24 protein-coding genes and 1 pseudogene are annotated in these 23,046 nt (G+C 76.5%); 9 read left to right on the forward strand and 16 right to left on the reverse strand.

Annotated elements, in window-relative coordinates; genetic code table 11:
• Position 1 precedes the first annotated feature (1 nt).
• Complete coding sequence (locus ACI79B_RS20850) at positions 2 to 316, forward strand: hypothetical protein (RefSeq protein WP_456927058.1); 315 nt, start codon at positions 2 to 4, stop codon at positions 314 to 316.
• Here ACI79B_RS20850 and ACI79B_RS20855 read toward each other — a convergent pair.
• The 4 genes from ACI79B_RS20855 to lepA all read right to left on the reverse strand — a co-directional run bounded on the left by ACI79B_RS20855 (position 285) and on the right by lepA (position 5,248).
• A complete protein-coding gene (locus ACI79B_RS20855; protein ID WP_456927059.1) occupies positions 285 to 2,033 on the reverse strand; it encodes an MFS transporter in 1,749 nt (582 codons plus the stop codon). The two genes, ACI79B_RS20850 and ACI79B_RS20855, sit on opposite strands and share 32 nt — an antisense overlap.
• The gene (locus tag ACI79B_RS20860) at positions 2,002 to 2,703 is read right to left on the reverse strand and encodes an LppX_LprAFG lipoprotein (protein WP_456927060.1); all 702 of its coding nucleotides are present in this window, start codon (positions 2,701 to 2,703) and stop codon (positions 2,002 to 2,004) included. The genes ACI79B_RS20855 and ACI79B_RS20860 overlap by 32 nt, the downstream gene beginning before the upstream one ends.
• Positions 2,704 to 2,765: 62 nt before the next feature.
• The gene (locus tag ACI79B_RS20865) at positions 2,766 to 3,422 is read right to left on the reverse strand and encodes an MOSC domain-containing protein (protein WP_456927061.1); all 657 of its coding nucleotides are present in this window, start codon (positions 3,420 to 3,422) and stop codon (positions 2,766 to 2,768) included.
• The gene (gene lepA / locus ACI79B_RS20870) at positions 3,419 to 5,248 is read right to left on the reverse strand and encodes a translation elongation factor 4 (RefSeq protein ID WP_456927062.1); all 1,830 of its coding nucleotides are present in this window, start codon (positions 5,246 to 5,248) and stop codon (positions 3,419 to 3,421) included. Before lepA ends, ACI79B_RS20865 begins: the two co-directional genes overlap by 4 nt.
• A gap of 180 nt (positions 5,249 to 5,428) precedes the next feature.
• On the opposite strand from lepA, the gene rpsT reads away from it, so the two are divergent.
• Complete coding sequence (gene rpsT, locus ACI79B_RS20875; RefSeq protein WP_456927063.1) at positions 5,429 to 5,689, forward strand: 30S ribosomal protein S20; 261 nt, start codon at positions 5,429 to 5,431, stop codon at positions 5,687 to 5,689.
• A gap of 91 nt (positions 5,690 to 5,780) precedes the next feature.
• Here rpsT and holA read toward each other — a convergent pair whose 3' ends face one another.
• The 10 genes and pseudogenes from holA to ACI79B_RS20925 all read right to left on the reverse strand — a co-directional run bounded on the left by holA (position 5,781) and on the right by ACI79B_RS20925 (position 17,118).
• On the reverse strand, positions 5,781 to 6,782 hold the full coding sequence (gene holA, locus ACI79B_RS20880) for a DNA polymerase III subunit delta (protein ID WP_456927064.1): 1,002 nt from the start codon (positions 6,780 to 6,782) through the stop codon (positions 5,781 to 5,783).
• Positions 6,783 to 7,143: 361 nt separating this feature from the next.
• Positions 7,144 to 9,201: pseudogene (locus ACI79B_RS20885) on the reverse strand (ComEC/Rec2 family competence protein); the annotation flags it as partial.
• On the reverse strand, positions 9,198 to 10,079 hold the full coding sequence (locus tag ACI79B_RS20890) for a ComEA family DNA-binding protein (RefSeq protein WP_456927065.1): 882 nt from the start codon (positions 10,077 to 10,079) through the stop codon (positions 9,198 to 9,200). The gene ACI79B_RS20890 and the pseudogene ACI79B_RS20885, both read right to left, overlap by 4 nt.
• Positions 10,080 to 10,214: 135 nt before the next feature.
• Positions 10,215 to 11,069, reverse strand: a complete 855-nt coding sequence (locus ACI79B_RS20895) for a DegV family protein (protein ID WP_456927066.1) — start codon at positions 11,067 to 11,069, stop codon at positions 10,215 to 10,217.
• 70 nt (positions 11,070 to 11,139) lie between these two features.
• Entirely contained in the window at positions 11,140 to 11,880 is a 741-nt protein-coding gene (locus tag ACI79B_RS20900) for a histidine phosphatase family protein (RefSeq protein ID WP_456927067.1), read from the reverse strand.
• Positions 11,877 to 12,470 carry a ribosome silencing factor gene (rsfS, locus tag ACI79B_RS20905; protein ID WP_456927068.1) on the reverse strand — a complete coding sequence of 198 codons (594 nt, stop codon included), beginning with the start codon at positions 12,468 to 12,470 and terminating at the stop codon, positions 11,877 to 11,879. Before rsfS ends, ACI79B_RS20900 begins: the two co-directional genes overlap by 4 nt.
• Positions 12,467 to 13,189 (reverse strand): nicotinate-nucleotide adenylyltransferase, encoded by a 723-nt coding sequence (gene nadD / locus ACI79B_RS20910; protein ID WP_456927069.1) that lies wholly within the window; start codon positions 13,187 to 13,189, stop codon positions 12,467 to 12,469. The genes rsfS and nadD overlap by 4 nt, the downstream gene beginning before the upstream one ends.
• Positions 13,190 to 13,487: 298 nt before the next feature.
• Positions 13,488 to 14,936 (reverse strand): vWA domain-containing protein, encoded by a 1,449-nt coding sequence (locus ACI79B_RS20915; protein ID WP_456927070.1) that lies wholly within the window; start codon positions 14,934 to 14,936, stop codon positions 13,488 to 13,490.
• Entirely contained in the window at positions 14,936 to 15,823 is an 888-nt protein-coding gene (locus ACI79B_RS20920; protein WP_456927071.1) for an AAA family ATPase, read from the reverse strand. The genes ACI79B_RS20915 and ACI79B_RS20920 overlap by 1 nt, the downstream gene beginning before the upstream one ends.
• A gap of 26 nt (positions 15,824 to 15,849) precedes the next feature.
• Complete coding sequence (locus ACI79B_RS20925; protein WP_456927072.1) at positions 15,850 to 17,118, reverse strand: glutamate-5-semialdehyde dehydrogenase; 1,269 nt, start codon at positions 17,116 to 17,118, stop codon at positions 15,850 to 15,852.
• A gap of 65 nt (positions 17,119 to 17,183) precedes the next feature.
• On the opposite strand from ACI79B_RS20925, the gene ACI79B_RS20930 reads away from it, so the two are divergent.
• The 4 genes from ACI79B_RS20930 to ACI79B_RS20945 are packed head-to-tail and all read left to right on the forward strand — an operon-like array spanning position 17,184 to position 20,371.
• Positions 17,184 to 18,140, forward strand: a complete 957-nt coding sequence (locus tag ACI79B_RS20930; RefSeq protein WP_456927073.1) for a metal ABC transporter substrate-binding protein — start codon at positions 17,184 to 17,186, stop codon at positions 18,138 to 18,140.
• Positions 18,137 to 18,940, forward strand: a complete 804-nt coding sequence (locus ACI79B_RS20935) for a metal ABC transporter ATP-binding protein (RefSeq protein ID WP_456927074.1) — start codon at positions 18,137 to 18,139, stop codon at positions 18,938 to 18,940. The genes ACI79B_RS20930 and ACI79B_RS20935 overlap by 4 nt, the downstream gene beginning before the upstream one ends.
• Position 18,941: 1 nt before the next feature.
• A complete protein-coding gene (locus ACI79B_RS20940) occupies positions 18,942 to 19,964 on the forward strand; it encodes an iron chelate uptake ABC transporter family permease subunit (protein ID WP_456927076.1) in 1,023 nt (340 codons plus the stop codon).
• Positions 19,961 to 20,371: a Fur family transcriptional regulator gene (locus ACI79B_RS20945; protein ID WP_456927077.1), complete on the forward strand. Its 411-nt coding sequence runs from the start codon at positions 19,961 to 19,963 to the stop codon at positions 20,369 to 20,371. The genes ACI79B_RS20940 and ACI79B_RS20945 overlap by 4 nt, the downstream gene beginning before the upstream one ends.
• Here the strand turns inward: ACI79B_RS20945 and ACI79B_RS20950 are convergent.
• Positions 20,362 to 20,844, reverse strand: coding sequence for a MarR family winged helix-turn-helix transcriptional regulator (locus tag ACI79B_RS20950; protein ID WP_456927078.1), 483 nt, complete (start codon positions 20,842 to 20,844; stop codon positions 20,362 to 20,364). The two genes, ACI79B_RS20945 and ACI79B_RS20950, sit on opposite strands and share 10 nt — an antisense overlap.
• 72 nt (positions 20,845 to 20,916) lie before the next feature.
• Between ACI79B_RS20950 and ACI79B_RS20955 the strand changes: the two genes are divergently transcribed.
• The 3 genes from ACI79B_RS20955 to ACI79B_RS20965 are packed head-to-tail and all read left to right on the forward strand — an operon-like array spanning position 20,917 to position 22,242.
• A complete protein-coding gene (locus ACI79B_RS20955) occupies positions 20,917 to 21,573 on the forward strand; it encodes a maleylpyruvate isomerase family mycothiol-dependent enzyme (RefSeq protein ID WP_456927079.1) in 657 nt (218 codons plus the stop codon).
• Positions 21,570 to 21,875: a hypothetical protein gene (locus tag ACI79B_RS20960; RefSeq protein ID WP_456927080.1), complete on the forward strand. Its 306-nt coding sequence runs from the start codon at positions 21,570 to 21,572 to the stop codon at positions 21,873 to 21,875. Before ACI79B_RS20955 ends, ACI79B_RS20960 begins: the two co-directional genes overlap by 4 nt.
• A 43-nt stretch (positions 21,876 to 21,918) precedes the next feature.
• A complete protein-coding gene (locus ACI79B_RS20965) occupies positions 21,919 to 22,242 on the forward strand; it encodes a hypothetical protein (protein ID WP_456927081.1) in 324 nt (107 codons plus the stop codon).
• Between the two features lie 9 nt (positions 22,243 to 22,251).
• Here the strand turns inward: ACI79B_RS20965 and ACI79B_RS20970 are convergent, their stop codons facing one another.
• Entirely contained in the window at positions 22,252 to 23,034 is a 783-nt protein-coding gene (locus ACI79B_RS20970; RefSeq protein ID WP_456927082.1) for an isocitrate lyase/PEP mutase family protein, read from the reverse strand.
• Positions 23,035 to 23,046 lie beyond the last annotated feature (12 nt).

The raw sequence follows: 23,046 nt of genomic DNA on the forward strand, positions 1-23,046 counted from the left end.
GGTGGCCAGGACAGCGCGGGTGTGGCGGGGCTGGGTCCGCAGCGGGGACGCCGACGCCTACGCCGCCTACGTCGAGGAGACCGGGGTCGGCGAGTACCGGCGGACGCCGGGCAACGAGGGCGCCTGGGTGCTGACCCGCGACCTCGGCGACGGCCGCACCGAGGTCGTCGCGCTGAGCCTGTGGGAGTCGCTGGAGGCGGTCCGCGGGTTCGCCGGCGACGACCTCGAGGCCGCCGTCTACTACCCCGAGGACGACCGGTACCTGGTGCAGCGCGAGGACACCGTCACGCACTACGAGGTGCGCGAGCCCGGCTGACCTCGCGCAGCAGCACGAGCGCCGCGACCGCCGCCAGCCCGGCGGCGACCGCGGCGCCGGCGAAGACGGTGTGCAGCTGGGTGAGGACGGCCTGGTCCACGGCCGCGTCGTAGGCGGGGCAGTCCGCCGGGGTGTCCGGGCAGACGGTCAGCGGCGAGCCGATCGCCGCCACCTCGGCGGTGAACCGGCGGAGTGCCACCGCGGTGAGCAGCGACAGCCCGACCAGCATGCCCACGGTCCGGGCGACGACGGCGAGCGCGCTGGCGCTGCCGTGCACGGCCGGCCCGGTGACCGCCAGCAGCACCGCGTTGACCGGCGCGATCGCCAGGCCGAACCCCAGCCCGGCGGCCAGCAGCACGACCGTGGACCACCACCGGTCCAGCGACGTCTCGCCCCAGCCGGTCATCGCCCACAGCGCGAGCGCCGCCAGCACCGTGCCGCCGGCCGCGACCACCCGCGGGGGCAGCACCCGGCACAGCCAGCCGCCGGCGACCGCGCCCACCGGGACCGCGACCAGCAGCCGCACCAGCACGAGCGCGGCGCCGAGCTGGTCGCCGGGCGTCGTCGTCGCGCGGGCGAACAGCGGGACGTCGACCAGCGCGGCCACCAGCGCCACCCCGACCAGCAGGTTCACCAGCAGCGCACCCCAGGCGCCGGGCGGCCGCAGCGCGCCCAGCGGCAGCACCGGGTCGGGCGCGCGCCGCTCGTGCAGCCAGAAGCCGGCGGCGGCCAGCGCGGCGACCGGCAGCAGCACCGGGCCGTACGCGACGACCTCGGTGGCCGGGTCGGCCGCGGCGAACGCCCACACCAGGGCCCCCAGCGCGACGACGGCGAGCAGCGAGCCCAGCACGTCGACCTCCCGGACCAGCCGCGGCACCCCGCGCAGCGGCAGCACCGCGCCGGCGGGGTGCGCCAGGCTGCGCGCCACCAGCGCCAGCCCGGCGGCGACCGCGACGAGGACCAGCGGCGTCGAGGCCGTCACGCCGTCGGCCAGCGGCACCCAGGCCAGGCCGAGGGTGACGTCCTCGGCCAGCGCGGCCGGCTCGGCCAGCTGGAGGCCCGCGGCGGCGCCGCAGAGCAGCAGCAGGACCAGGCCGACGGGGTCGGGCCGCCGGCCGCTGCCGGTGAGCACCACCCCCGCGGCGAGCACCAGCCCGAGCAGCAGGTTCAGCCAGAAGACCGCCCGCCAGTCGCTGACCGCGAGCACCGCGGCGCCGGCCAGCGGGCCGAGCACCGCACCGGCCTCCTGCACCGCGCCGACGACGCCCAGCGGCACTGCCCGGCGCTCGGGCGGCCACCGGTCGGCGACCAGCGCCAGCGTGGCCGGGACCAGCCCGCCGGCGCCCACGCCCTGCAGGCCGCGGCCGGCGACGGCCGGGCCGAGGTCGGTCGCCGTCGCGGTCAGCAGCGAGCCCAGCGCGAACAGCAGCAGGCAGCCGGCCAGCACCGGCACCCGGCCGCGCAGGTCGGCCAGCCGGCCCAGCAGCGGCAGCGTGGCGGTGTAGCCGAGCAGGAAGCCGCCGACGATCGGCGTCGCCCGCTGCAGCTCGTCGATGCCGACGCCGACCCCGGCGAGGATGTCCGGCAGGGCCAGGACGACGACGTAGGTGTCGGCCGCGGTGACCAGCACCGCCAGCGTGGCGAGGACGACCAGCGGCAGCCCCGGGACCGCGGGCGCCCGGGACTCAGCCGACAGGCGGTGCGGTGATCTCGACATCGTCGCCGGGGTCGGAGAGCTCGAGGGTGAAGGTGGCGTCCTGGTCGGCGGCGTAGAACGGGCCGGTCAGCTCGGCGCGGCGCAGCTCACCCGACTCGGGGGCCACGGAGAAGCGGGCCTCGACGGGCTGGCTCGGGTCCTCGCTGGTGAGCACCTGCTCGACCAGGTCGCCGGGGATCTCCGCGGTCACCTCGCGCACCACCTCGCCGTCGACGCGGCGCTCCTCCCCCAGCTCGGCGGCGTCGGCCTGGGCGAGCAGCTGCGAGATGCCGGTGTCGGGGTCCAGCAGCGCGCCGGGGTCGCCGAAGCCGAACTGCGCGGGGTCGACGACGCTGTAGCCGCTGGTGAACGGCAGCTGCGCGTAGACGGTGCCGTCGACCGAGACGACGGCGAGGTCGAGCGCCGAGCCGACGGCCAGCACCTGCAGCGTGCCCTCGAACGAGGCCGGGCGGAGGACGTCGCCCTCGCCGCCGACCAGCGCGGTGCCGGTGGTGGGGGCGCCCTCGCTGGTCAGCACGAAGTGCAGCGACTCCGTCTCGTCGAGCGTGGTCTTCGCGCGGGCGAGCAGGTCGGAGGCGGACTCCTCCGGCTCGCTCCCGCCGCAGCCGGCCAGCGCGGACACCGCGACCACCAGCCCGGCCGCCGTCGCGGCAGCACGGCGCAGCACCATCGTCGTCCTCCCCGTCCGTGCCGGCCGGCTGCCGGCGCGGGCACGGTAGCGCGCGCCCCGGGTCAGGCCGGGGCGGCGGCCCTCGCGGCGATCCGCGCGGCGAGCTTGGGCTGGTCCTTGACCGGGAACGACGCCAGCGCGGGCTCGAGCTGGCCGATCCGGTAGCGCTGGGTGGTGAGCGCGCGGAAGGCCAGGCCGGCGGTGACCCCGTGCTCCGGCCGGTCGACGACGGTGACCTCGTCCCCCGCGCCGACGTCGCCGGTCTCGAGCACCCGCAGGTAGGCGCCGGTGGCGCCGTGCGCGGTGAACCGCTTGACCAGGTCCGGGACGTCCCAGAAGCGGGCGAAGTTGGCGCACGGGATGCGCGGCGCGGTCACCTCGAGCAGCGCCGTCCCGACCCGCCAGCGTTCGCCGATGACCGCCTCGGTGAGGTCCACACCCGCCGTGCGCAGGTTCTCGCCGAAGCGGCCCGGCGCCAGGTCGCGGCCGAGGTCGGTGGCCCACCAGTCGGCGTCCTCCTGGGCGTAGGCGTAGACCGCCTGCCCCTCCCCGCCGTGGTACTTCCGGTTGACCTGGACGTCGCCGTCCAGGCCCAGCTCGCCGACGGCGACACGGCCGGGCCGCGGCCGTTTGTCGATGCCGCTGCGGTCGGGCCGGCGCCCGGGGAGCGGGAGCAGGTCGGAGCCGGAGACGCAGACGGCGAGGAGCCGGCCGCTCACTTCTTCGCGGCTGAGGGCTCGTTGGTGGAGAGCGCGGCGACGAACGCCTCCTGGGGGACCTCGACGCGGCCGACCATCTTCATCCGCTTCTTGCCCTCCTTCTGCTTCTCCAGCAGCTTCCGCTTGCGGGTGATGTCACCGCCGTAGCACTTGGCGAGGACGTCCTTGCGGATGGCGCGGACGGTCTCGCGGGCGATCACCCGGGAGCCGACGGCGGCCTGGATGGGCACCTCGAACTGCTGCCGCGGGATGAGCTCGCGCAGCTTGCCGGCCATCATCACGCCGTAGCCGTACGCCTTGTCCTTGTGGACGATGGCGCTGAACGCGTCGACGGCCTCGCCCTGCAGCAGGATGTCGACCTTGACCAGCGAGGACTCCTGCTCACCGGCCTCGGAGTAGTCGAGGCTGGCGTAGCCGCGGGTGCGCGACTTCAGGGCGTCGAAGAAGTCGAAGATGATCTCGCCGAGGGGCAGCATGTAGCGCAGCTCGACGCGGGACTCGCTGAGGTAGTCCATGCCGCCGAGCTGGCCGCGCCGGCTCTGGCACAGCTCCATGATGGCGCCGGTGTAGTCGCTGGGCGCGATGATCGTGGCGTTGACGACCGGCTCGTAGACCTTGTCGATCTTGCCCTCGGGCCAGTCGCTGGGGTTGGTGACGGTGTGCTCGGTGCCGTCCTCCATGACCACCCGGTAGACGACGTTGGGCGCGGTGGAGATGAGGCTGATGCCGGCCTCGCGCTCGAGCCGCTCGCGGACGATCTCCAGGTGGAGCAAGCCGAGGAAGCCGACGCGGAAGCCGAAGCCGAGGGCCGCCGAGGTCTCCGGCTCGTAGGTCAGCGCGGCGTCGTTGAGCAGCAGCTTGTCCAGCGCCTCGCGCAGCAGCGGGTACTCGCTGCCGTCGATCGGGTAGAGGCCGGAGTAGACCATCGGCTTGGGGTCGCTGTAGCCGCCGATCGGCTCGGCGGCCGGGCGGTGCTGCAGCGTGACGGTGTCGCCGACGCGGGACTGGCGGACGTCCTTCACCCCGGTGATGAAGTAGCCGACCTCGCCGACGCCGAGGCCGTCGACCGGCTTGGGCTCGGGCGAGATGACGCCGATCTCGAGCAGCTCGTGGGTGGCGCCGGTCGACATCATCCGGATGCGCTCGCGGCTGGAGATCCGCCCGTCGACGACGCGGACGTAGGTGATGACGCCGCGGTAGATGTCGTAGACCGAGTCGAAGATCATCGCGCGGGCCGGGGCCTCGGCGTCGCCCTCCGGGGCGGGGATCTGCGCGACGATCGCGTCCAGCAGCTCCGGCACGCCCTCGCCGGTCTTGCCGCTGACCCTGAGGACGTCCTCGGGCTCGCAGCCGATGATGTGCGCGATCTCCGCGGCGTACCGCTCCGGCTGGGCGGCCGGCAGGTCGATCTTGTTGAGGACCGGGATGATCGTGAGGTCGTTCTCCAGGGCCAGGTAGAGGTTGGCCAGGGTCTGCGCCTCGATGCCCTGCGCGGCGTCGACCAGCAGGACCGCACCCTCGCAGGCGGCCAGCGACCGGGACACCTCGTAGGTGAAGTCGACGTGGCCCGGGGTGTCGATCATGTCGAGGACGTACTCGGTGTCCCCGACCTTCCAGGGCAGGCGCACGTTCTGTGCCTTGATGGTGATGCCGCGCTCGCGCTCGATGTCCATCCGGTCGAGGTACTGCGCGCGCATCTGCCGCGCCTCGATGATCCCGGTCACCTCGAGCATCCGGTCGGCCAGCGTCGACTTGCCGTGGTCGATGTGGGCGATGATGCAGAAGTTCCGGATCCGGGTGGGATCGGTGGCAGCGGGAGTCGTCACAGTGCCGCCATCGTCCCACGACGGGGCACCGCGGTGGAGCACCGTGCCGGGGAGGGGTCCCCGCGGCCGGGTTGGGACGGCGCGCCGCACGCTGGTAACCTGGCAGGCCGGTCCGCTGACGCATGCCGTCCGGACGCACCGACAGACCCTTTCCCTCCTGCGAGACACCGAGGCTCACGCGTGGCGAACATCAAGTCCCAGATCAAGCGGAACAAGACGAACGAGAAGGCGCGTCAGCGCAACGTCGCCGTCAAGTCCGCCCTGAAGACGGCCGTCCGCCGCTTCCGCGAGGCCGCCGCCGCCGGCGACACCGAGGCCGCGACCACGGCGCTGCAGAAGGCCAGCAAGGCCCTCGACAAGGCCGCCAGCAAGGGCATCATCCACAAGAACCAGGCCGCCAACCGCAAGTCGGGCATGGCCAAGCAGCTGACCAGCCGCTGAGCTGCGTCCCAGCGCTCCCGGGCCCCCGTCCTCCGCTCCGGAGGACGGGGGCCCGTCGCTCTCCGGGGCGCGTCCCGGCCGGGACGGGCGCTCAGTAGCCGGCGCGGGCCCGGCCGCGGCCGGTGGTGGTGCGGATGTCGACGATCCGGCGGATGGCCCGCTCGAGCGCGTAGTCGGCGCTCGCGGCCACGCCCTTGACGTCGGCGTTGAGCTCGGCGGCCACCCCGATCGCCTGCTGCAGCCCCTCGATGCTCCAGCCGCGGGCCTGCGTCTGCGCCTTCTTCACCTTCCACGGCGGCAGCTTGAGCGCCCGGGCGAGGTCCCCGGTGTTGGAGGTGTTCAGCGAGGTGACCCGGGCCGCGGTGCGGATGCCGTCGGCGATCGCGTCGGCGATGAGCACGTGCGCGACGCCGCGGTCCAGCGCCCAGCGCAGCGTCTCCAGCGAACCCTGGCGGTCCCCCACCAGCACCTTCTCGGCGACGGTGAAGCCGGTGACCTCGGCCTGCCCGCGGTGGAACCGGGCGACGGCGTCGGCGTCGATGGTCCCGCCGAAGTCGGCGACCAGCTGCGTGGCCGCCGACGACAGCGCCCGCAGGTCCGCGCCGACCGCGTCGACCAGGGCGACCACCGCGTCGGGGGTGATCCGGCCGCCGGCCGCACGCACCTCGTTGCGGACGAACGCCGCCCGGTCGCCGGGCGAGGAGATCTTGGCGCACTCGTCCAGCGCCGCGCCGGCCGCGGTGAACGCCTTGACCAGCGCCTCGTTGCGCTTGCCGCCGTGGTGGACGACGACCAGCGTGAGGTCCGGGTCGGGGTCCTTGCAGTAGCCGGTCAGGGCGTCGACGAGGGCGCTCGCGGCCTCGTGCACGCCGCCGACGACGACCAGCCGGTGCTCGCCGAACAGCGACGGCGCCAGCACGTCGGCGAGCTGACCGACCGGCAGGCCTGCGGCGACCAGCTCGTGCACCTCCGCGGCGGGGTGGCGCTCGAGGACGGCGGCCCGCACGGCGGCCACGGCGCGGGAGCGCAGCAGCTCCTCCTCGCCGACGACGGCCCGCAGGCGGGAGGTCGGTGCCGGGGGTGCCGCTGCCACGCCCCGATGGTGTCACGGCCCGCCGACGGTCCCGCCGCACCGCGGGTCCGCCCGGCACGCCGTCGTCGCCGGGGTGCACCGCCCCGGCCCGTGCCCCCGGAGCGCCGCGGGCGGCGACGCCCCACTCCCCCGCCGACCCGACGACGGCGAGGTCGCCCTCCCGGTCGGTGCGGTGCACCCGCATCCCGTCCCGGGCCAGCAGCGACAGCAGCCGCGGCGCCGGGTGCCCGTAGGTGTTGTCCGCGCCGACGCTGACCAGCGCCACCCGGGCGCCGGTCGCGGCGAGGAAGGCCGGGTCGGCGTCGGCGCTGCCGTGGTGCGGGACCTTGAGCACGTCGGCGCGCAGGTCCACGCCCCGGTCGAGGACCCGCTGCTCGGCGGCCGCGCTCAGGTCCCCGGTGAGCAGCACCCGCACGCCGCGCACGGTGACCCGCACGACCAGCGAGAGGTCGTTGGGCTCGGCCGCGGCGGTCGCGATCTCCGGCGGCGGCGCCAGCACCTCGAGCCGGGCGCCGCCGACGGTGCGGCGGTCACCGGGGACGAGGACCTCGCGGCGAGCCCCGGCCCGGGCGGCGGCGCGGGCCAGGTCGCCGGCGCGGTCGTCGGCCGGGGACAGCGTGCCGGTGGCGAGGACGCCGACCTCCCGCCCGTCCAGCGCGCCGGCCAGCCCGCCGACGTGGTCGGCGTCGAGGTGCGAGAGCAGCACCAGCGGCAGCCGGTCGACGCCCAGCCGGTCCAGGCAGCGGTCGACCGGGCCCACGTCCGGGCCGGCGTCGACGAGCACGGCCTCGCCCGGGCCGGTCGGGAGGACCAGCGCGTCGCCCTGCCCGATGTCGCACGCGACCAGCACGGTCTCCGGCGGCGGCCAGCCGTCGGCGACCTGGCGCAGCGGCCAGCCGAGCAGCACCAGCCCGAGCAGCGCGGCCAGTCCCAGCGGGCGCAGCCGCCGGCACCGCCACAGCGCCAGCCCGGCGGCGAGCAACAGGACGGTCAGCAGCAGCGCGCCGCCGGTGCCGGCCGGCCAGCCGGTCGCGCCGTCGGGGAGGGCGGCCGCAGTCTGCGCCACGGCGACCAGCCACCGCACCGGCCAGCCCGCCAGCCACACGAGCCCGTCCCCCGCGACCGGCACGACCGGCCCCACGACGGCCGCCAGCAGGCCGAGCACCGTCGCCGGCGCCACGGCGGGCGCGGCGACCAGGTTGGCCGGCAGCGACACCGGGCTGACCAGCCCGGACAGGCCCGCCACGAGCGGGGCCGTGGCGAGCCCGGCGGCCGCGGCGACCGCCACCGCGTCGGCGGGCGTGCGCGGCCAACCCCGCCGCTGCAGCCGGCGCGACCAGCGGGGCGCCAGCAGCACGATCGCCGCCGTCGCCGCGACCGACAGGGCGAAGCCGGCGTCGCGGGCCAGGCGCGGGTCGAGCAGCAGGAGCACCGCCACCGATGCGGCCAGCGCGGGGACCGCTGCCCGCGCCCGGCCGGAGGCCAGCGCCAGGAGGGTGACCGCGCCCATGGCCGCCGCGCGGAGGACGCTGGCGTCTGGCCGGACCAGCACCACGAAGCCGGCGAGGACCACGAGGGCCACGACCGCCTGCACCCGGCGGTCGACCGCCCGCCGGCGCAGCGGCGCGAGCACGCCGGTGAGGACGATCGCCACGTTGGCGCCGGAGACCGCGGTGAGGTGGGACAGGCCGGCGCGGCGGAAGTCCTCCTCCAGCACCGGGTCCAGGCCCCGGGTGTCGCCGACGACCAGGCCGGGCAGCAGCCCGTCCGCGGGTCCGGGCAGCACGCGCCGGGCGGAGGCGGCCAGCCCGTCGCGGACGGCACCGGCGGCGCGCTGCAGCCGGGACGGCCCCTCGACCGGCTCCGGCGGGCCGCGCGCCGACAGCCGCGCGACGACGCCGTCGGCGGCGGGCGCGGTCGCCACCGCCACCCGCGTGCGCACCACCTGCCCGGGCAGCACGCCGGTCCACTCCTCCGCCGGCGCGAACAGCACGGCGCCGGCGGTCAGCGACACCGTGGCCGCCGGGTCAGTCAGCGCGGTGACCGTGACGTCCAGGACCAGCCGGGGCGCGCCGACGCCGGCGACGCGCCGCGGGTCGCCGTCGACCTCCAGGACCACGTCGATCGTGCGGCCGGCCGCGACGTCGGCGAGCGGGGAGGCGGCGCGGGCGGCACCGCGGACAGCGGCGACGGTCGCGGTGGTGGCCACCGCGGCGAGCACGGCGAGGAGCACGAGGACGCCGGCCCGTCCCCGGTGCCGGACGAGCAGCACCGCCCCGAGCGAGGCCGCGCCGGCCAGCACGAGCAGGACCGGGGGCGACAGCGGGCCGGCGGCGAGGGTGACCGCCCAGGCAGCCGCGGCGGCCGGGACCAGGCGCAGGTCCAGCCACGACCAGCGCCGGTCCGGGGAGACGCTCACACCCGGACCAGGTCGGCCAGCTCGCCGTAGACGGCCGGGCCGATGCCCGGGACGTCGTCGAGCTGCTCGACGCTGGTGAACCGGCCGTGCTGCCCGCGGTGGTCGACGATGCGCTGGGCGAGCACCGGGCCGATGCCGGGCAGGGCGTCGAGGTCGGCGACCGTGGCGGCGTTGAGGTCCAGCGGGCCGGCCGGGGCGGCTCCTCCGCCGGCCGGCCCGGCGGCCACGCCGGGGACGCCGACGGCGACCTGCTGCCCGTCGCTCACGACCGCGGCCAGGTTGACCGAGGCGGGGTCGGCGTCGGGCAGGAGGCCGCCGGCCGCGGCCACCGCGTCCGCGACGCGGGCGCCCTCGGGCAACGTCACCAGGCCGGGCGTGACGACGAGGCCCACCACCGAGACGACGACCGTCGTGCGGGCCTCGGCCACCTCCGCGGGCGTGGGCTCCGTGTCGACGGCCGGGACGGCCTCCGGCGCCGGCTCCACCTCCGGCTGCTGCAACCAGGTCCACCCGGCGAGCAGCAGCGCCGCCACCAGGCCGGTCAGCCACAGCGCCGCGCTGCCGCGCCGGCCGGGGTCCACCCGCACCGCGCGCCCCGGCGCCCGGTGCCGGCCGAGCCCGCCCGGCAGCCGCCCGTCCGCCTCGTCCGCCGCGTCGTCGTCCGGGTCGTCGTCGCGGTCGCCATCGAGGTCGTCGAGGTCGTCGACCCGGTCCCCGCGGGACTCCGGGCGGCGCAGGAGGGCGACGCCGGTGCGCGGCGGGGACTCGAGTGGGTCGTCGTCGGGCAGCCAGCCCGAGCGCCGGCCCTCGTCGAGCAGCACCCGGAGGCGGGCACGGATGACGTCGGCGGCGGGGTCGGGGCGGGAGGGCAGGCGCACGCGGCGGACGCTAGGCAGCCCACCCGCCCGGGAGGACCGGTCCGCGGGAGCTGTGGACGGCGGTGCGGGCTGTGGACGGGCGTGGGCGCTCCGGCGGTGGCCGGGTGCACGCTGCGCCCCGTGTCCGCCCCTCCCTCAGTCCCCGTCCGCCGGGGTCACCACGACGCCGACCGCGCCCGGCCCGACGTGCGCGCCGACCGCCGCCCCGAGCTCGCTGACGTGCAGCTCCCGCACCTCGGGCACGGCGCGCTGCAGCTCGGCGGCCAGGCGCTGGGCGCGCTCGGGTGCGGCCAGGTGGTGGACGGCCAGGGAGGCACCGGGACCGCCGGCGGCCTCCTCCGCGCGCTTCACCAGCCGGGCGAGGGCGCGCGCGGAGGTGCGCACCCGCTCCAGCGGCACGACCCGCCCCTCGGCCACGTGCAGGACCGGCTTGACCGCCAGCGCGGTGCCCAGCAGCGAGGCGGCCGAGCCGATGCGGCCGCCGCGGCGCAGGTGCTCGAGGGTGTCGACGACGAACAGCGTGCGGGTGCGCGCGGCGGTCCGGGCGGCGACGGCGGCGACCTCGGCCGCGGAGGCGCCCTCGGCCGCGGCACGGGCGGCGGCGAGGACGGGGAAGCCGGTGCCCATCGCCGTCGACCGCGAGTCGACGACCGTGACGAGGTGCTCCCCGACCTGGGCGGCGGCCATCCGGGCGGCGTCCCAGGTGCTCGACAGCTCGGCGGACAGGTGGACCGACACCACCCGGTCGGCGCCCTCGGCGAGCCGGCGGCGGTAGGCGGCGACGAAGTCGCCCGGGGTGGGCCGCGAGGTCGAGACGTGCTGGCCGCGGGAGGTCAGCGCCCGGGCGACGTCCTCCGGGGTGATCTCGGCGCCCTCCCGGCCGGAGTGCCCGGCGAGCACGACGTAGAGCGGGACCACCTCGATGCCGTACCGCGCGACGAGGTCGGACGGCAGGTAGGCCGTGGAGTCGGTGACCACGGCGACGGACACCAGGGGAGGCTAGCCCGCCGCAGGTCAGCGGCCGACGCGCAGGCGGACGGCCGGCGTCGCGCGGGTGTCCTCAGGTGACCGCGTCGGCGTCCTGGGCCGGCGGGGGCGCGGCCCCCTCCGGGGTGGCCGCGGCGTCGGCCGGGACGCCTGCGGCCGGTCCCTCGACCCGGCCGGGCAGGGCGGCCACGACGGCGTTGTGCCGCATCAGCCGCCACCGGTCCCCCTGGCGGGCCAGCTCGCTCCAGCCGCAGTTGGCCAGCGGCCCGAACACCCGCCGGTGCTGCGGGCCGAGCTCGAGCAGGGCCTCGACGAGCCGGCCGGCGGTCCCGCCGTGGGTGACGACGACGGCCACCTCGGCCGGCGGCAGGTCGCGCAGGGCGGCCAGCGCCCGGCGGGCGACGTCGGCGGCCTCCTCGCCGCCGCGGCCCTGCACCGGCCGGCCCGCGAGCCAGTCGGCGTACTGCTCGGGGTGGCGCTCGGCGACCTCGGCGCGGGTGAGCCCCTCCCAGCAGCCCAGCCCGTGCTCGCGCAGCCGCTCGTCCAGCCGCAGCGGCACGCCGAGCAGGCCGGTCAGCGCGGTGGCGGTGTCCGCGGCGCGGACCAGGTCGCTGGCGACGACGACGGTCGTCCCCGCCGCCAGCCCGGCGGCCACCAGGTGCGGCGCGGTGCGGGCGGCCTGGGCGCGGCCCTCCGCGTCCAGCGGCGGGTCCATCTGGCCCTGGAAGCGCCCGGTGGCGTTCCACTCGGTCCGCCCGTGCCGCCAGACGACCAGCCGGGGCACCGGCAGGTCGAGGGCGGCGGGGGCCGTCACCGGCCGGTCGTCCCCGCGTCCCCGTCGGCGGCGCCGCCGAGGGCGTCCTCCTGGAGCGGGTCGCCCTCGAGGGCGTCCTCGTCGGCGAGCTCGTCGTCGGTGAGGTCGTCCTCGGTGGGGTGCTCGGTCGGGTCGGGCGCCAGCGGGACCGGGTCGGCGCTGCCCGGGTCGACGTCGTCGGTGGACAGCGTGCCGGTCGCGGCGGGCGCGCCGTCGGCGGCGGGCGGGGCGGCGCGGTCGACGAACGGGATGGTCGGGCAGTCCTTCCACAGCCGCTCGAGGGCGTAGTAGGCGCGCTCCTCGGCGTGCTGGACGTGCACCACGACGTCGACGAAGTCCAGCAGCACCCAGCGGGCCTCGGCGACGCCCTCGCGGCGGACCGGCTTCACGCCGTGCCGGCGCAGCCGCTCCTCGACCTCGTCGACGATCGCCTGCACCTGGCGCTCGTTGGGCGCCGCGGCGAGCACGAACGCGTCGGTGATGGCCAGGCGGTCGCTGACGTCGACGATCGAGACGTCGGTGGCGAGCTTGTCCGCGGCGGCCTGGGCGGCGAGCAGCGCGGTCTCCCGGGCCTCGGCGGAGGCGGTCATCGGGGCACCTCCCGGAGGTGGGCAGACGGTGGGTCAGTGGGGTCGGGGGCGGCCGGGTCCGCGGGCGCGGGGGTGGCCGGGGGGCGGTCGTAGGTGGGCCGGTCGACGCGCGGGCCCGGCGAGCGCCGGCCGCCGGCGCGGTACAGGCCGCGCTTCTCGATGTACTGCACCACGCCGTCGGGCACGAGGTACCAGACCGGCATGCCGCGGGCCACGCGGTCGCGGCAGTCGGTGGAGCTGATCGCCAGGGCCGGGACCTCGACCAGGCTGACCGCACCCTCGGGCAGGTGCCCGTCGGCGAGGGCGAACCCGGGGCGGGTGACCCCGATGAAGTGGGCCAGCCGGAGGAACCGGTCGCTGTCCCGCCAGCTGAGGATCTGCGCCAGCGCGTCGGCGCCGGTGATGAAGAACAGCTCGGCGTCGGGACGCTGGGCGTGCAGGTCGGTGAGCGTGTCGATCGTGTACGTCGGGCCCTCGCGGTCGACGTCGACGCGGCTGACCGAGAACCGGGGGTTGGAGGCGGTGGCGATGACGGTCATGAGGTAGCGGTCCTCGGCGGGGCTGACCTCGCGCTCGGTCTTCTGCCACGGCTGGCCGGTGGGGACGAAGACCACCTCGTCCAGACCGAACAGCCCGGCCACCTCGCTGGCGGCGACCAGGTGGCCGTGGTGGATGGGGTCGAACGTCCCACCCATCACGCCGATCCGGGTTCCCGCCACCGATCGAGCCTATCCGGGCGCCGGACGGGCGGCCCGGCTGCACCCGGCGGACCGGGTCCCGGACGGCCGGGCGCGGGGCGCCTCCGCCCCCGGCCGTCGGGACGGGACCGTCCCGGTCGCGACCGGCACCCCCGTGCCGTCGGTCGCGCCGCCCGCGCTCCCGACCGCGACGACGGGAGCACGGGCCGGGCACCGCGTCGCGCCTCGGTGCCCGCGCTGACCAACGGCCCACCCGGCCACCGGTTACGAGCGGTCTCGAAGAGGGGTCCCCCGGGCGTGTCGCCGTGACCGGGTGGTGTCAGAGCGTGGTGACGAACTCCGCCAGCTGGGTGGCGTTGCGGCACTCGACCATGTCGATGACCTCGCCGTAGCGGTCGGCGGCGGAGTCGCCGCTCCCCCACAGCCGCCGCGGCTCCGGGTTGAGCCAGTGCGCCAAGCGGGCGCGGCGGACCAGGTCGGCGAGCACCGGCAGGCCGGGCCGGCGGTAGTTGGTCCGCCCGTCGCCGAGCACCAGCAGCGAGGTCTTCGGCCCGACGGCGGTGGGCCAGCGGTCGGCGAACACCTCCAGGGCGTTGCCGTAGTCGCTGTGCCCGTCGAAGGCGACGACGTCGGCCTCGCGGCCGATGCGCGCGACGGCGCCGGCGACGTCGGCGCCGGGCCGGAAGAACCGGGTCACCTCGTCGGTGGAGTCGACGAAGGCGAACGCGCGGACGCCGGAGAAGTGCTCGCGCAGCGCCTGGGTGAGCATCAGCGTGAAGTGGCTGAACCCGGCCACCGAGCCGCTGACGTCGCAGAGCACGACCAGCTCGGGCTTGTGCACCTTGCGCGGCCGGTGGTGGGTGACCACGGGCACCCCGCCGGTCCCGAGGGAGGCGCGCACCGTCTTGCGGAAGTCCAGCCGGCCCTGGCGGCCCATCCGCCGCCGCGCGGACAGCCGCACCGCGAGCCGGCGGGCCAGCGGCGCCACCGCGCGCCGCAGCTCGGCGAGGTCGGACTGCTGGGCGCGCAGGAAGTCGACCTGCTCGGCCAGCGGCCGCACCGCGCTCCTGGCCACCCGGTCGCGCCCGCGGTCGGCCGCGGCCCGGCGGCGCACCTCGGCGTCGACGGCGGTGCGGAAGGCGGCCAGCCGCTCGCGGACGGTCTGCCGGGCCACCTGCTCGGCCAGCCCGCCGCGGCCGCCGTCGCCGAGCAGCCCGGCCAGCAGCTGCGTGACCAGCGTGTCCGGCGACAGCGCGCGCATCACTCGGTAGCCGAAGTAGGACTGCCCCGACGGCGACGCCGGCGCCCGCCCGAGCTGCTCGACCGCCTGGCGGGCGAACCGGCGCAGCGCCTCGTCGTCGCCCTCGAGCAGCAGCCGGGCCAGCTGCTCGCGCATCCGCTGCGCCAGGTCGCGCTCGTCGCCGTCGCCGTGCCCGTCGGGCAGGTCCAGGGTCGAGCCGTCGTCGGCGTCCGGCTCGCCGTCGGCGGGGTCCGCGTCGCCGGTGGGGCCGGGAGCGGGCCGGTCCGACAGCGGCCACCACAGGTCGAACAGCACGTCGTAGGCCGGGCGCTGCGAGGCGCGCTGCAGCAGCACCGCCGCCAGCCCGTGCCGCAGCTGCTCACGGTCGAGCAGGTCGACGACGGTGAGGATCTCCGCGGCGTCGACGGCCTGGCTGATCCCGACCGGGATGCCGGCCTCCCGCACCGCCCGCACGAAGCCGTCGAGGTGACCGGCCAGTCCCCCGGGGGACACCGACGGCGCGGACATCAGTTGAGCCGCAGCTCGGCGGCGGCGCGGTCCTGGTCGCTGGCGTGCTTGAGCACCACGCCGAGCGTCGAGCGCACCGCCGTCTCGTCGAGGGTGTCCAGGCCGAGCTCGAGCAGCGTCTGCGCCCAGTCGAGGGTCTCGGAGATCGACGGCGACTTCTTCAGCTCCATCGCCCGCAGCGCCCGGATGGTGCGCACCAGCTGCTCGGCCAGACCGGGGGCGAGGTCGGGCACCCGGGAGAGCACGATCTCCCGCTCCCGCTCGGCGGAGGGGTAGTCCAGGGACAGGTACAGGCAGCGCCGCTTGAGCGCCTCGGACAGCTCGCGGGTGGCGTTGGAGGTGAGGACGACGGTCGGCCGGCGGGTCGCGGTCACCGTGCCGAGCTCGGGGATCGTCACCTGGAAGTCGCTGAGCACCTCCAGCAGCAGGCCCTCGACCTCGACGTCGGCCTTGTCGGTCTCGTCGATGAGCAGCACGGTCGGCTCGGTGCGCCGGATCGCGGTCAGCAGCGGCCGGGAGAGCAGGAACTCCTCGCCGAAGATGTCGTCGTGGACGGTGTCCCAGTCCGCGCCGTCCCCGCCCTGCGCCGCCTGGATCCGCAGCAGCTGCTTCTTGTAGTTCCACTCGTACAGCGCCCGCGCCTCGTCCAGGCCCTCGTAGCACTGCAGCCGGATCAGCTCCGAGCCGGTGGCCGCGGCCAGCGCCTTGGCCAGCTCGGTCTTGCCGGTGCCCGCCGGGCCCTCGACCAGCAGCGGCTTGCCCAGCCGGTCGGCGAGGAAGACCGTCGTCGCGATCTGCGCGTCGGGCAGGTACCCGGCGGTCGACAGCCGCTTGCTGACGTCGGCCACCGAGGAGAAGTGCGGCGACTCGGTCGGCGGGCGGGGCATGCGGCTCCTCGGGTCCAGGTCCGGGATCAGCGGGTGTGGCCGTTCCCGGTGACGACGTAGGTGGTGCTGGTCAGCTCGGGCAGGCCCAGCGGCCCGCGCGCGTGCAGCTTCTGCGTGGAGATGCCGATCTCGGCGCCGAAGCCGAACTCGCCACCGTCGGTGAAACGGGTGGAGGCGTTGACCAGGACGGCCGCGGCGTCGACGCCGGCGGTGAACGCGGCGATGGCCGACGCGGAGTCGGCGACGATCGCCTCGCTGTGCCCGCTCCCCCACCGCGCGATGTGCTCGAGCGCGGCCGGCAGGTCGTCGACGACGCGCACCGCCATGTCCATCGACAGGTACTCGGTGGCCCAGTCCTCGTCGGTGGCCGGGACGACGGCCTGGAGACCGGACCGCGCGGCGGCGTCGATCGTCGCCTGGTCGCCGTGCAGGGTCACGCCGGCGTCGGCGAGGGCGGTGAGCAGCCGCGGGAGGAAGGGCGCGTCGCGGTGCACGAGCAGCGTCTCCGCGGAGTTGCAGACGCTCACCCGGTGGGTCTTGGAGTTGAGCACGACCGCCTCGGCCATCGCCGGGTCGGCGGAGGCGTCGACGTAGACGTGGCAGTTGCCGACGCCGGTCTCGATCACCGGGACCTGCGCCTCGCGGACCACCCGCTGGATCAGCGAGGCGCCGCCGCGCGGGATGACGAGGTCGACGTGCCCGCGCGCGGACAGCAGCTCGCCCACCGAGGCGCGGTCGGCCGGCAGCAGCTCGACCGAGCCCTCGGGCAGCCCGGCCTTCTGGCCGGCCTCCATGAGCACGGCGACCAGCGCGAGGTTGGTGCGGTACGCCGAGGCCGAGCCGCGCAGCAGCGCCGCGTTGCCGCTCTTGAGGCACAGGCCGGCGGCGTCGACGGTCACGTTCGGGCGGGCCTCGTAGACGATCCCGACCACGCCGAAGGGCACCCGGACCTGCCGCAGCTCCAGCCCGTTGGGCAGCCGCGAGCCGCGGACGACGTCGCCGACCGGGTCGGGCAGGGCGACCAGCTCGCGCAGGGCGGCGGCCACGCCGGCCACCCGCCCGGCGTCCAGCCGCAGCCGGTCGAGCACCGACGCCGGCGTGCCGTCGGCCTCGGCGGCCGCGACGTCGCGGGCGTTGGCGGCCAGCACCTCGTCGGTCCGCTCGACCAGCGCCTCGGCCATCGCGGTGAGCGCGGCGTCCTTGACGTCGGTCGGGAGGGTGCGCAGGACGCGGGACGCGGCGCGGGCGCGCAGCGCGGCGGCCCCGATCAGCGGCAGGTCGGCGGCGTCGGACACGCCCCGCAGGGTACGCGCCGCCCCCTCCGGCCAGGCACCTCCGCCGCCGTGTGAGAATGGTTCTCATGAGCACGACGACGAGCGTCCTCGCCGCGACCACCGCCGCCGCCACCGCCCTGCTGCTGGCTGCGTGCGGCTCCGCCGGGGACGACGAGGCCGCGGCCGCGGACGGCGTCTCGGTCGAGGCCGCCTTCTACCCCCTGCAGTGGGCGGCCGAGCGGGTCGGCGGCGACCGCGTCGACGTCGAGTCGCTCACCCCGCCGGGCGCCGAGCCGCACGATCTGGAGCTCACCCCGCAGGACGTCGCGTCACTGACGGAGGCCGACCTCGTCGTCTACCTCGCCGGCTTCCAGCCCGGCCTCGACGAGGCCGTCGACGAGGCCGGGGACGCCGCCTGGGACGCCGGCGAGGCCGCCGACCTGTCACTGGCCGCCGAGGAGCACGGCCACGAGGGCGAGAGCGAGGAGGAGCACGCCGAGCACGCCGGCGAGGACGGCGAGGCCGTCGACCCGCACTTCTGGCTCGACCCCACCCGGCTGGCCGACGTCGGCGACGCCCTGGCCGACCGGCTCGCCGACGTCGACCCCGACGGCGCGGACACCTACCGCGAGAACGCCGCGGCGCTGCGCACCGACCTGGAGGCCCTCGACGCCGAGATGGAGCAGGGCCTGGCCGACTGCGCGGTGACCACGCTGGTCACCGCGCACGACGCGTTCGGCTACCTCGGCGAGCGGTACGGCCTCGACGTGGTCGGCGTCAGCGGGCTGAGCCCGTCGACCGAGCCGAGCCCGGCGCAGCTGGCCGAGATCTCTACGCTGGTCCGGGAGCGCGGGGTGACGACCGTCTACACCGAGACCCTCGTCGACCCCGCCGTGGCCGAGACCGTCGCCGAGGAGGCCGGTGTGCGAACCGCCGTCCTCGACCCGCTCGAGGGCCTCACCGACGAGTCGGCCGGGGACGACTACCTCGCGGTCATGCGCGCGGACCTCGCCACGCTGCAGGAGGGACAGGGCTGCGCATGAACGACGCCGCGCTCCGGCTGGCCGGCGCCACGATCGGCTACGGCGACGTGGCCATCGTCCGCGACGCCGGCCTGACCGTCCGGCGCGGCGAGGCCGTGGCGGTCCTCGGCTCCAACGGGTCGGGCAAGACCACCCTCATGCGCGGCGTGCTGGGCCTGGCCACCGTCCTCGGCGGCACGGTCGAGGTGCTCGGCGCGCCGGTCGGCCGGCTGCGCGAGCGCGGGCGCGTGGGCTACGTCCCGCAGCGGCACACCGTCAGCGGCGCGATGCCGGCCACCGTGCGCGAGGTGGTCGGCGTCGGCCGGCTGCCGCGGCTGGGCCTGTTCCGCCGGCTCGGCCCGCGCGACCGGGCCGCCGTCGCCGAGGCGGTCGACGCCGTGGGCCTCGCCGACCGGCTCGAGGACCCGGTCGCCTCCCTCTCCGGCGGCCAGCAGCGCCGGGTGCTGGTGGCCCGGGCGCTGGCCGCCGAGCCGGAGCTGCTGGTCATGGACGAGCCGACCGCCGGCGTCGACGCCGCCAGCCAGGCCGCGCTGGCCGCGGTGCTGGCCCGCGTCGCGGCCGCCGGGACGACACTCGTCGTCGTGACCCACGAGACCGGCCCGCTCGCGGGCGTGCTCTCGCGCGCGGTCGTCGTCGACTCCGGCCGGCTCACCTACGACGGGCCGCTGGCCGGCGCCGGGCCCGCCGGCCCGGACTGCCACCACCCCGAGGAGGCCGCCGAGCCGGCGGCCCGCGGCTACCGCCTGGACCAGCCGCGGCCGGCGCCGGACGCCGTCCGCGTGCGCGACGGGAGCCGCTGACGTGGAGCTGCTCGAGTACGGGTTCATGCAGCGGGCCCTGCTGGCCTCGCTGATGGTCGGCCTGGTCGCGCCCGCCGTCGGCGTCTTCCTGGTGCAGCGCCGGTTGTCGCTGCTCGGCGACGGCCTCGGGCACGTCGCGCTGACCGGCGTCGGCATCGGGGTGCTCACCTCCACCGCGCCGGTGGGGACGGCGCTGGTCGCCGCCGTGCTGGGCGCGGTGCTCATCGAGCTGGTCCGCGCGCGCGGGCGGACCAGCGGCGACGTCGCCCTCGCGGTGCTGTTCTACGGCGGCATCGCCGGCGGCGTGGTGCTGCTGTCGCTGGCGCCGCGCGGGCAGGCCACCAACCTCGACGCGTACCTGTTCGGCGCGATCACCACGACGACCGCCGCCGACGTCGCCGTCTTCGCCGTCATCACCGTCGTCGTGCTCGCCGTGGTGTGGCTGCTCGGCCAGCGGCTGTACGCGGTCAGCGACGACGAGGAGTACGCCCGCGCGGTCGGCCTGCCGGTGCTGCCGCTCAACGTGGTGCTGGCCGCGCTGGTCGCCTCGACCGTCGTGCTGTCGATGCGCGTGGTCGGCCTGCTGCTGATCAGCGCGCTGATGATCCTGCCGAGCGCGGTCGCCCAGCTGGTCGGGCGCAGCTTCCGCGCCACCCTGTACCTGGCCTGCGCGATCGGCGTCGTGGTCAGCGTCGCCGGGACGGCGGCGTCGTACTACACCGGCACCCCCTCCGGCGGCACGATCGTGCTCCTGGCCATCGCCCTGTTCCTGCTGGTCACGGTGGTGGTGGCGCTGCGCGAGGCGACGGCGCGGCGCCGGCACGGGCGGCGGGTGCAGGTGCACGCCGCGCACCCGCACGAGCACGGCGACGGCTGCGGGCACCGCCCGGTGCCGCACGGCGACCACGTCGACTACGACCACGACGGGCACCTGCACGCGCCGCACCGCACCGGCACGGGCGTGCACTACGACGAGCACACCGAGCACGCCGCCCCGCCGCCGGTCGGGACGGAGCGGCCGTGAGCGCGCCCGAGGTGCCGGTCCGCCGCCAGACGCGCCAGCGGACCGCGGTCATGGCCCTGCTCGAGGAGCTCGACGGGTTCCGCACCGCCCAGGACCTGCACGCCCTGCTGCGCGAGCGCGGCGACGCGGTCGGCCTGGCCACCGTCTACCGGTCCCTGCAGGCGCTGGTCGACGACGGCCTGGTCGACGTGCTGCGCGGCGAGGACGGCGAGGCCGCCTACCGGCGCTGCTCGCCGGTGCACCACCACCACCTGGTCTGCCGCTCGTGCGGGACCACCGTGGAGGTCGCCGACCCGCCGGTGGAGCGCTGGGCCGCGAGGGTCGCCGCCGAGCACGGCTTCGCCGACGTGCAGCACCAGCTGGAGGTCTTCGGGACCTGCGGCAGCTGCACCGCCGCTCAGCGGTAGGGGTCGGTCACCTCGCGCAGCCGGGTGAGCGCCGCCCGCAGCTGGGCCGTGGTCTCCTCCCCCAGGTACGCCGTCCACTCGGCCTCGACCTCGGCCTCCACCCGGCGGGCGAGCGCCACCAGCTCCTGGCCCCGCTCGGCGATCTGCACCAGCCGGGCGCGGGCGTCGGTGGGGTCGGGCACGCGGCGCACGTAGCCCGCCCGCTCGAGCTGGTCGACGAGGTGGCCGGCGGTCTGCTTGGTCACCAGCGCCTGCGCGGCGAGGTCGGTCAGCCGGGTGCCGGCCGGGCCGATCCGGGCGGCGATGCGGCCCTGGGCGAGCGTGAGGTCGTCGAAGCCCTCGGCCGCCATCGTCGTGAGCAGCCGGGCCTCCATCGCGCGGTGCGGGTAGAAGCAGAGCAGGGCCAGGTTCTGCTGCCCCTGCTCCCGGCCCGGGCGGTCCCCGTCCTGCCGGACCTCGTCTCGGACGCTCACGATCCCCCTTGACGTTGGTCAGACGATCTGACTGAATGGTCAGACCATCTTACCAACACCGAGGGGGCCGTCGTGGACCTCGACGACGTGTGGCGCTGGACCGACTCCCAGCGGGCGAGCCTGGCCGATCTGCTCGACGACCTGTCGCCGGCCGAGTGGGAGACCCCGTCCCTGTGCGAGGCCTGGCGGGTGCGCGACGTCGCGGCGCACCTGACGCTGGCGCAGACGGGACTCCGGGACCTGGTCGTCCCGGCGATCCGGGCGGGTGGCAGCTTCAACCGGATCATCCGGGACACGGCGCTGCGCGTCGGCCCGCTGCCCGACGACGAGTACGGCCGGCGGATCCGGGCGATGGTCGGCTCGCGGCGTCGGGCGCCGTTCATCTCCCCGATCGAGCCGCTCCTCGACGTCCTCGTGCACGGGCAGGACATCGCCGTCCCGCTGGGCCGGGAGCGGCCGGTCCCGCCGGTCCCCGCGGCGGTGGCGGCGCGGCGGGGCTGGGACATGGGCTTCCCGTTCCGGGCGCGGAAGCGGCTGGCCGGACTGCAGTTGCGGGCCACCGACAGCGACCTCGTGCTGGGCGAGGGCGCCCCGGTCGAGGGCACGACGGGTGACCTCCTGCTGCTGGTCACCGGGCGCACCGCGACGGTGCACCGGCTCTCCGGCGAGGGCGCGCGACGGCTGCCGGCGGCGGACGGCCGCCGGGAGGGAGTGAGGAGGACGTCATGACCCTGGGCGTGATCACGGACGTGTCCGCACCGGTCGAGCTCTACGACGCGGTGCACGCGGCGATGCTGGAGCGGAACGGCCCGGCCTTCGACGGCCTACTGCTGCACCTGGTCCGGCCCACCGCGGACGGGTTCCAGGCGATCGACGTGTGGGAGTCGCGGGAGGACCTGGAGCGCGCGAACCGGGAGGTCATCGAGCCGGCGTTCGCCGAGGTGCTGCGGGGACAGGAGCCCCCGGCCTCGGTGTCCACCGAGTTCGAGGTCCGCGGCCTGGTGCTCCCCCGCGCCGGCGTCGCCATCTGACCGCGGGGCTCAGTTCGTCGAGGGGGACGAGATGGTCTGGGCGGTGATCGAGGACGTGACCGCACCGGCGGAGTCGTACGACCTGGTGGAGCTGTACGACACCGTGCACCGGCTCCTGCTGGAGCGCACCGGTGGGGAGTTCGACGGACGGCTGGTGCACCTGACCTGGCCGACCGCCGACGGGTTGCGGGTGATCGAGGTGTGGGACTCCCGCGAGCAGTACGACCGCTACGGCCGTGAGGTCATCGGGCCGCTGGTCGACGAGGTCCTGGCGGGGCGGCCGCACCCGCCCGAGCTGGTGACCCGCTTCGACGTCCGCGGCCTGCTGGTCCCGGCCGGCGGGGTGGCACTCCCCGCCGGCCGGTGACCCCGCGGTTCAGTTGAGGGCGCGGGTGCCGGGCGGCAGGACGCCGCCGCCGACCATCTCGACGACGGCGTCCTGCAGCGCGGTGAGCGCGACCCGCTGGGTGAACGGGCCGGTGGAGACGCGGGCGACGCCGAGCTCCTGCATCTCGCGGGCCGGCAGCGACCGGCCGGGCACGCTGATGAGGGTCAGCCTGTTGCGGCCCAGACCCTCGACGACCGTCTCGATCTCCTCGCGCTTGATCAGCCCGGGCACGAACACGACCGGGGCGCCGGCCTCGAGGAAGGCCTTCCCGCGGCGGATCGCCTCGGCGACCAGCTCACCGCGGTCGGCGTCGCGCCCGGCGCGGACGAAGGCGTCGGTGCGGGCGTTGAGCACGAAGTCGATGCCGGCGTCGCGCCCGGCCCGCACCACCGCCTCGACGGCGGCCACGGCCTCGTCGAGCGGCTTCATCTGGTCCTCGAGGTTGCCGCCGACGACGCCCTTCTCGATGGCGCGGCGGGCGGTCTCGCCGGCGTCGCCGTAGCCGGCCTCCATGTCCATGCTCACCGGCAGGTCCACGGCGGCGGTGATCCGGCCGACCATGTCCAGGTGCAGGTCGAGCGGGATGTTCTCGCCGTCCGGGTAGCCGAAGGTCGAGGCGATGCCGTGGCTGGCGGTGGCCAGGGCCTTCACCCCCTCGGTGGCGGCCACCACCTGCGCCGACACCACGTCCCACACGTTGGTGAGGACGAGGATCTCCGGGGCGGTGTGCAGGTCGAGGAGGGTCCGGGCGCGGGTGGCGAGGTCGGTCACGGGACCCGACCG

Source organism: Geodermatophilus sp. SYSU D00879 (assembly GCF_054050375.1).

Excerpts from the sequence above, each read along its gene's own strand:
- ACI79B_RS20855 (WP_456927059.1), bottom strand. The coding sequence starts at position 2,033 with ATGTCGAGATCACCGCACCGCCTGTCGGCTGAGTCCCGGGCGCCCGCG.
- ACI79B_RS20860 (WP_456927060.1), bottom strand. The coding sequence starts at position 2,703 with ATGGTGCTGCGCCGTGCTGCCGCGACGGCGGCCGGGCTGGTGGTCGCG.
- rsfS (WP_456927068.1), bottom strand. The coding sequence starts at position 12,470 with ATGACCGCCTCCGCCGAGGCCCGGGAGACCGCGCTGCTCGCCGCCCAG.
- ACI79B_RS20915 (WP_456927070.1), bottom strand. The coding sequence starts at position 14,936 with ATGTCCGCGCCGTCGGTGTCCCCCGGGGGACTGGCCGGTCACCTCGAC.
- ACI79B_RS20920 (WP_456927071.1), bottom strand. The coding sequence starts at position 15,823 with ATGCCCCGCCCGCCGACCGAGTCGCCGCACTTCTCCTCGGTGGCCGAC.
- ACI79B_RS20930 (WP_456927073.1), top strand. The coding sequence starts at position 17,184 with ATGAGCACGACGACGAGCGTCCTCGCCGCGACCACCGCCGCCGCCACC.
- ACI79B_RS20935 (WP_456927074.1), top strand. The coding sequence starts at position 18,137 with ATGAACGACGCCGCGCTCCGGCTGGCCGGCGCCACGATCGGCTACGGC.
- ACI79B_RS20960 (WP_456927080.1), top strand. The coding sequence starts at position 21,570 with ATGACCCTGGGCGTGATCACGGACGTGTCCGCACCGGTCGAGCTCTAC.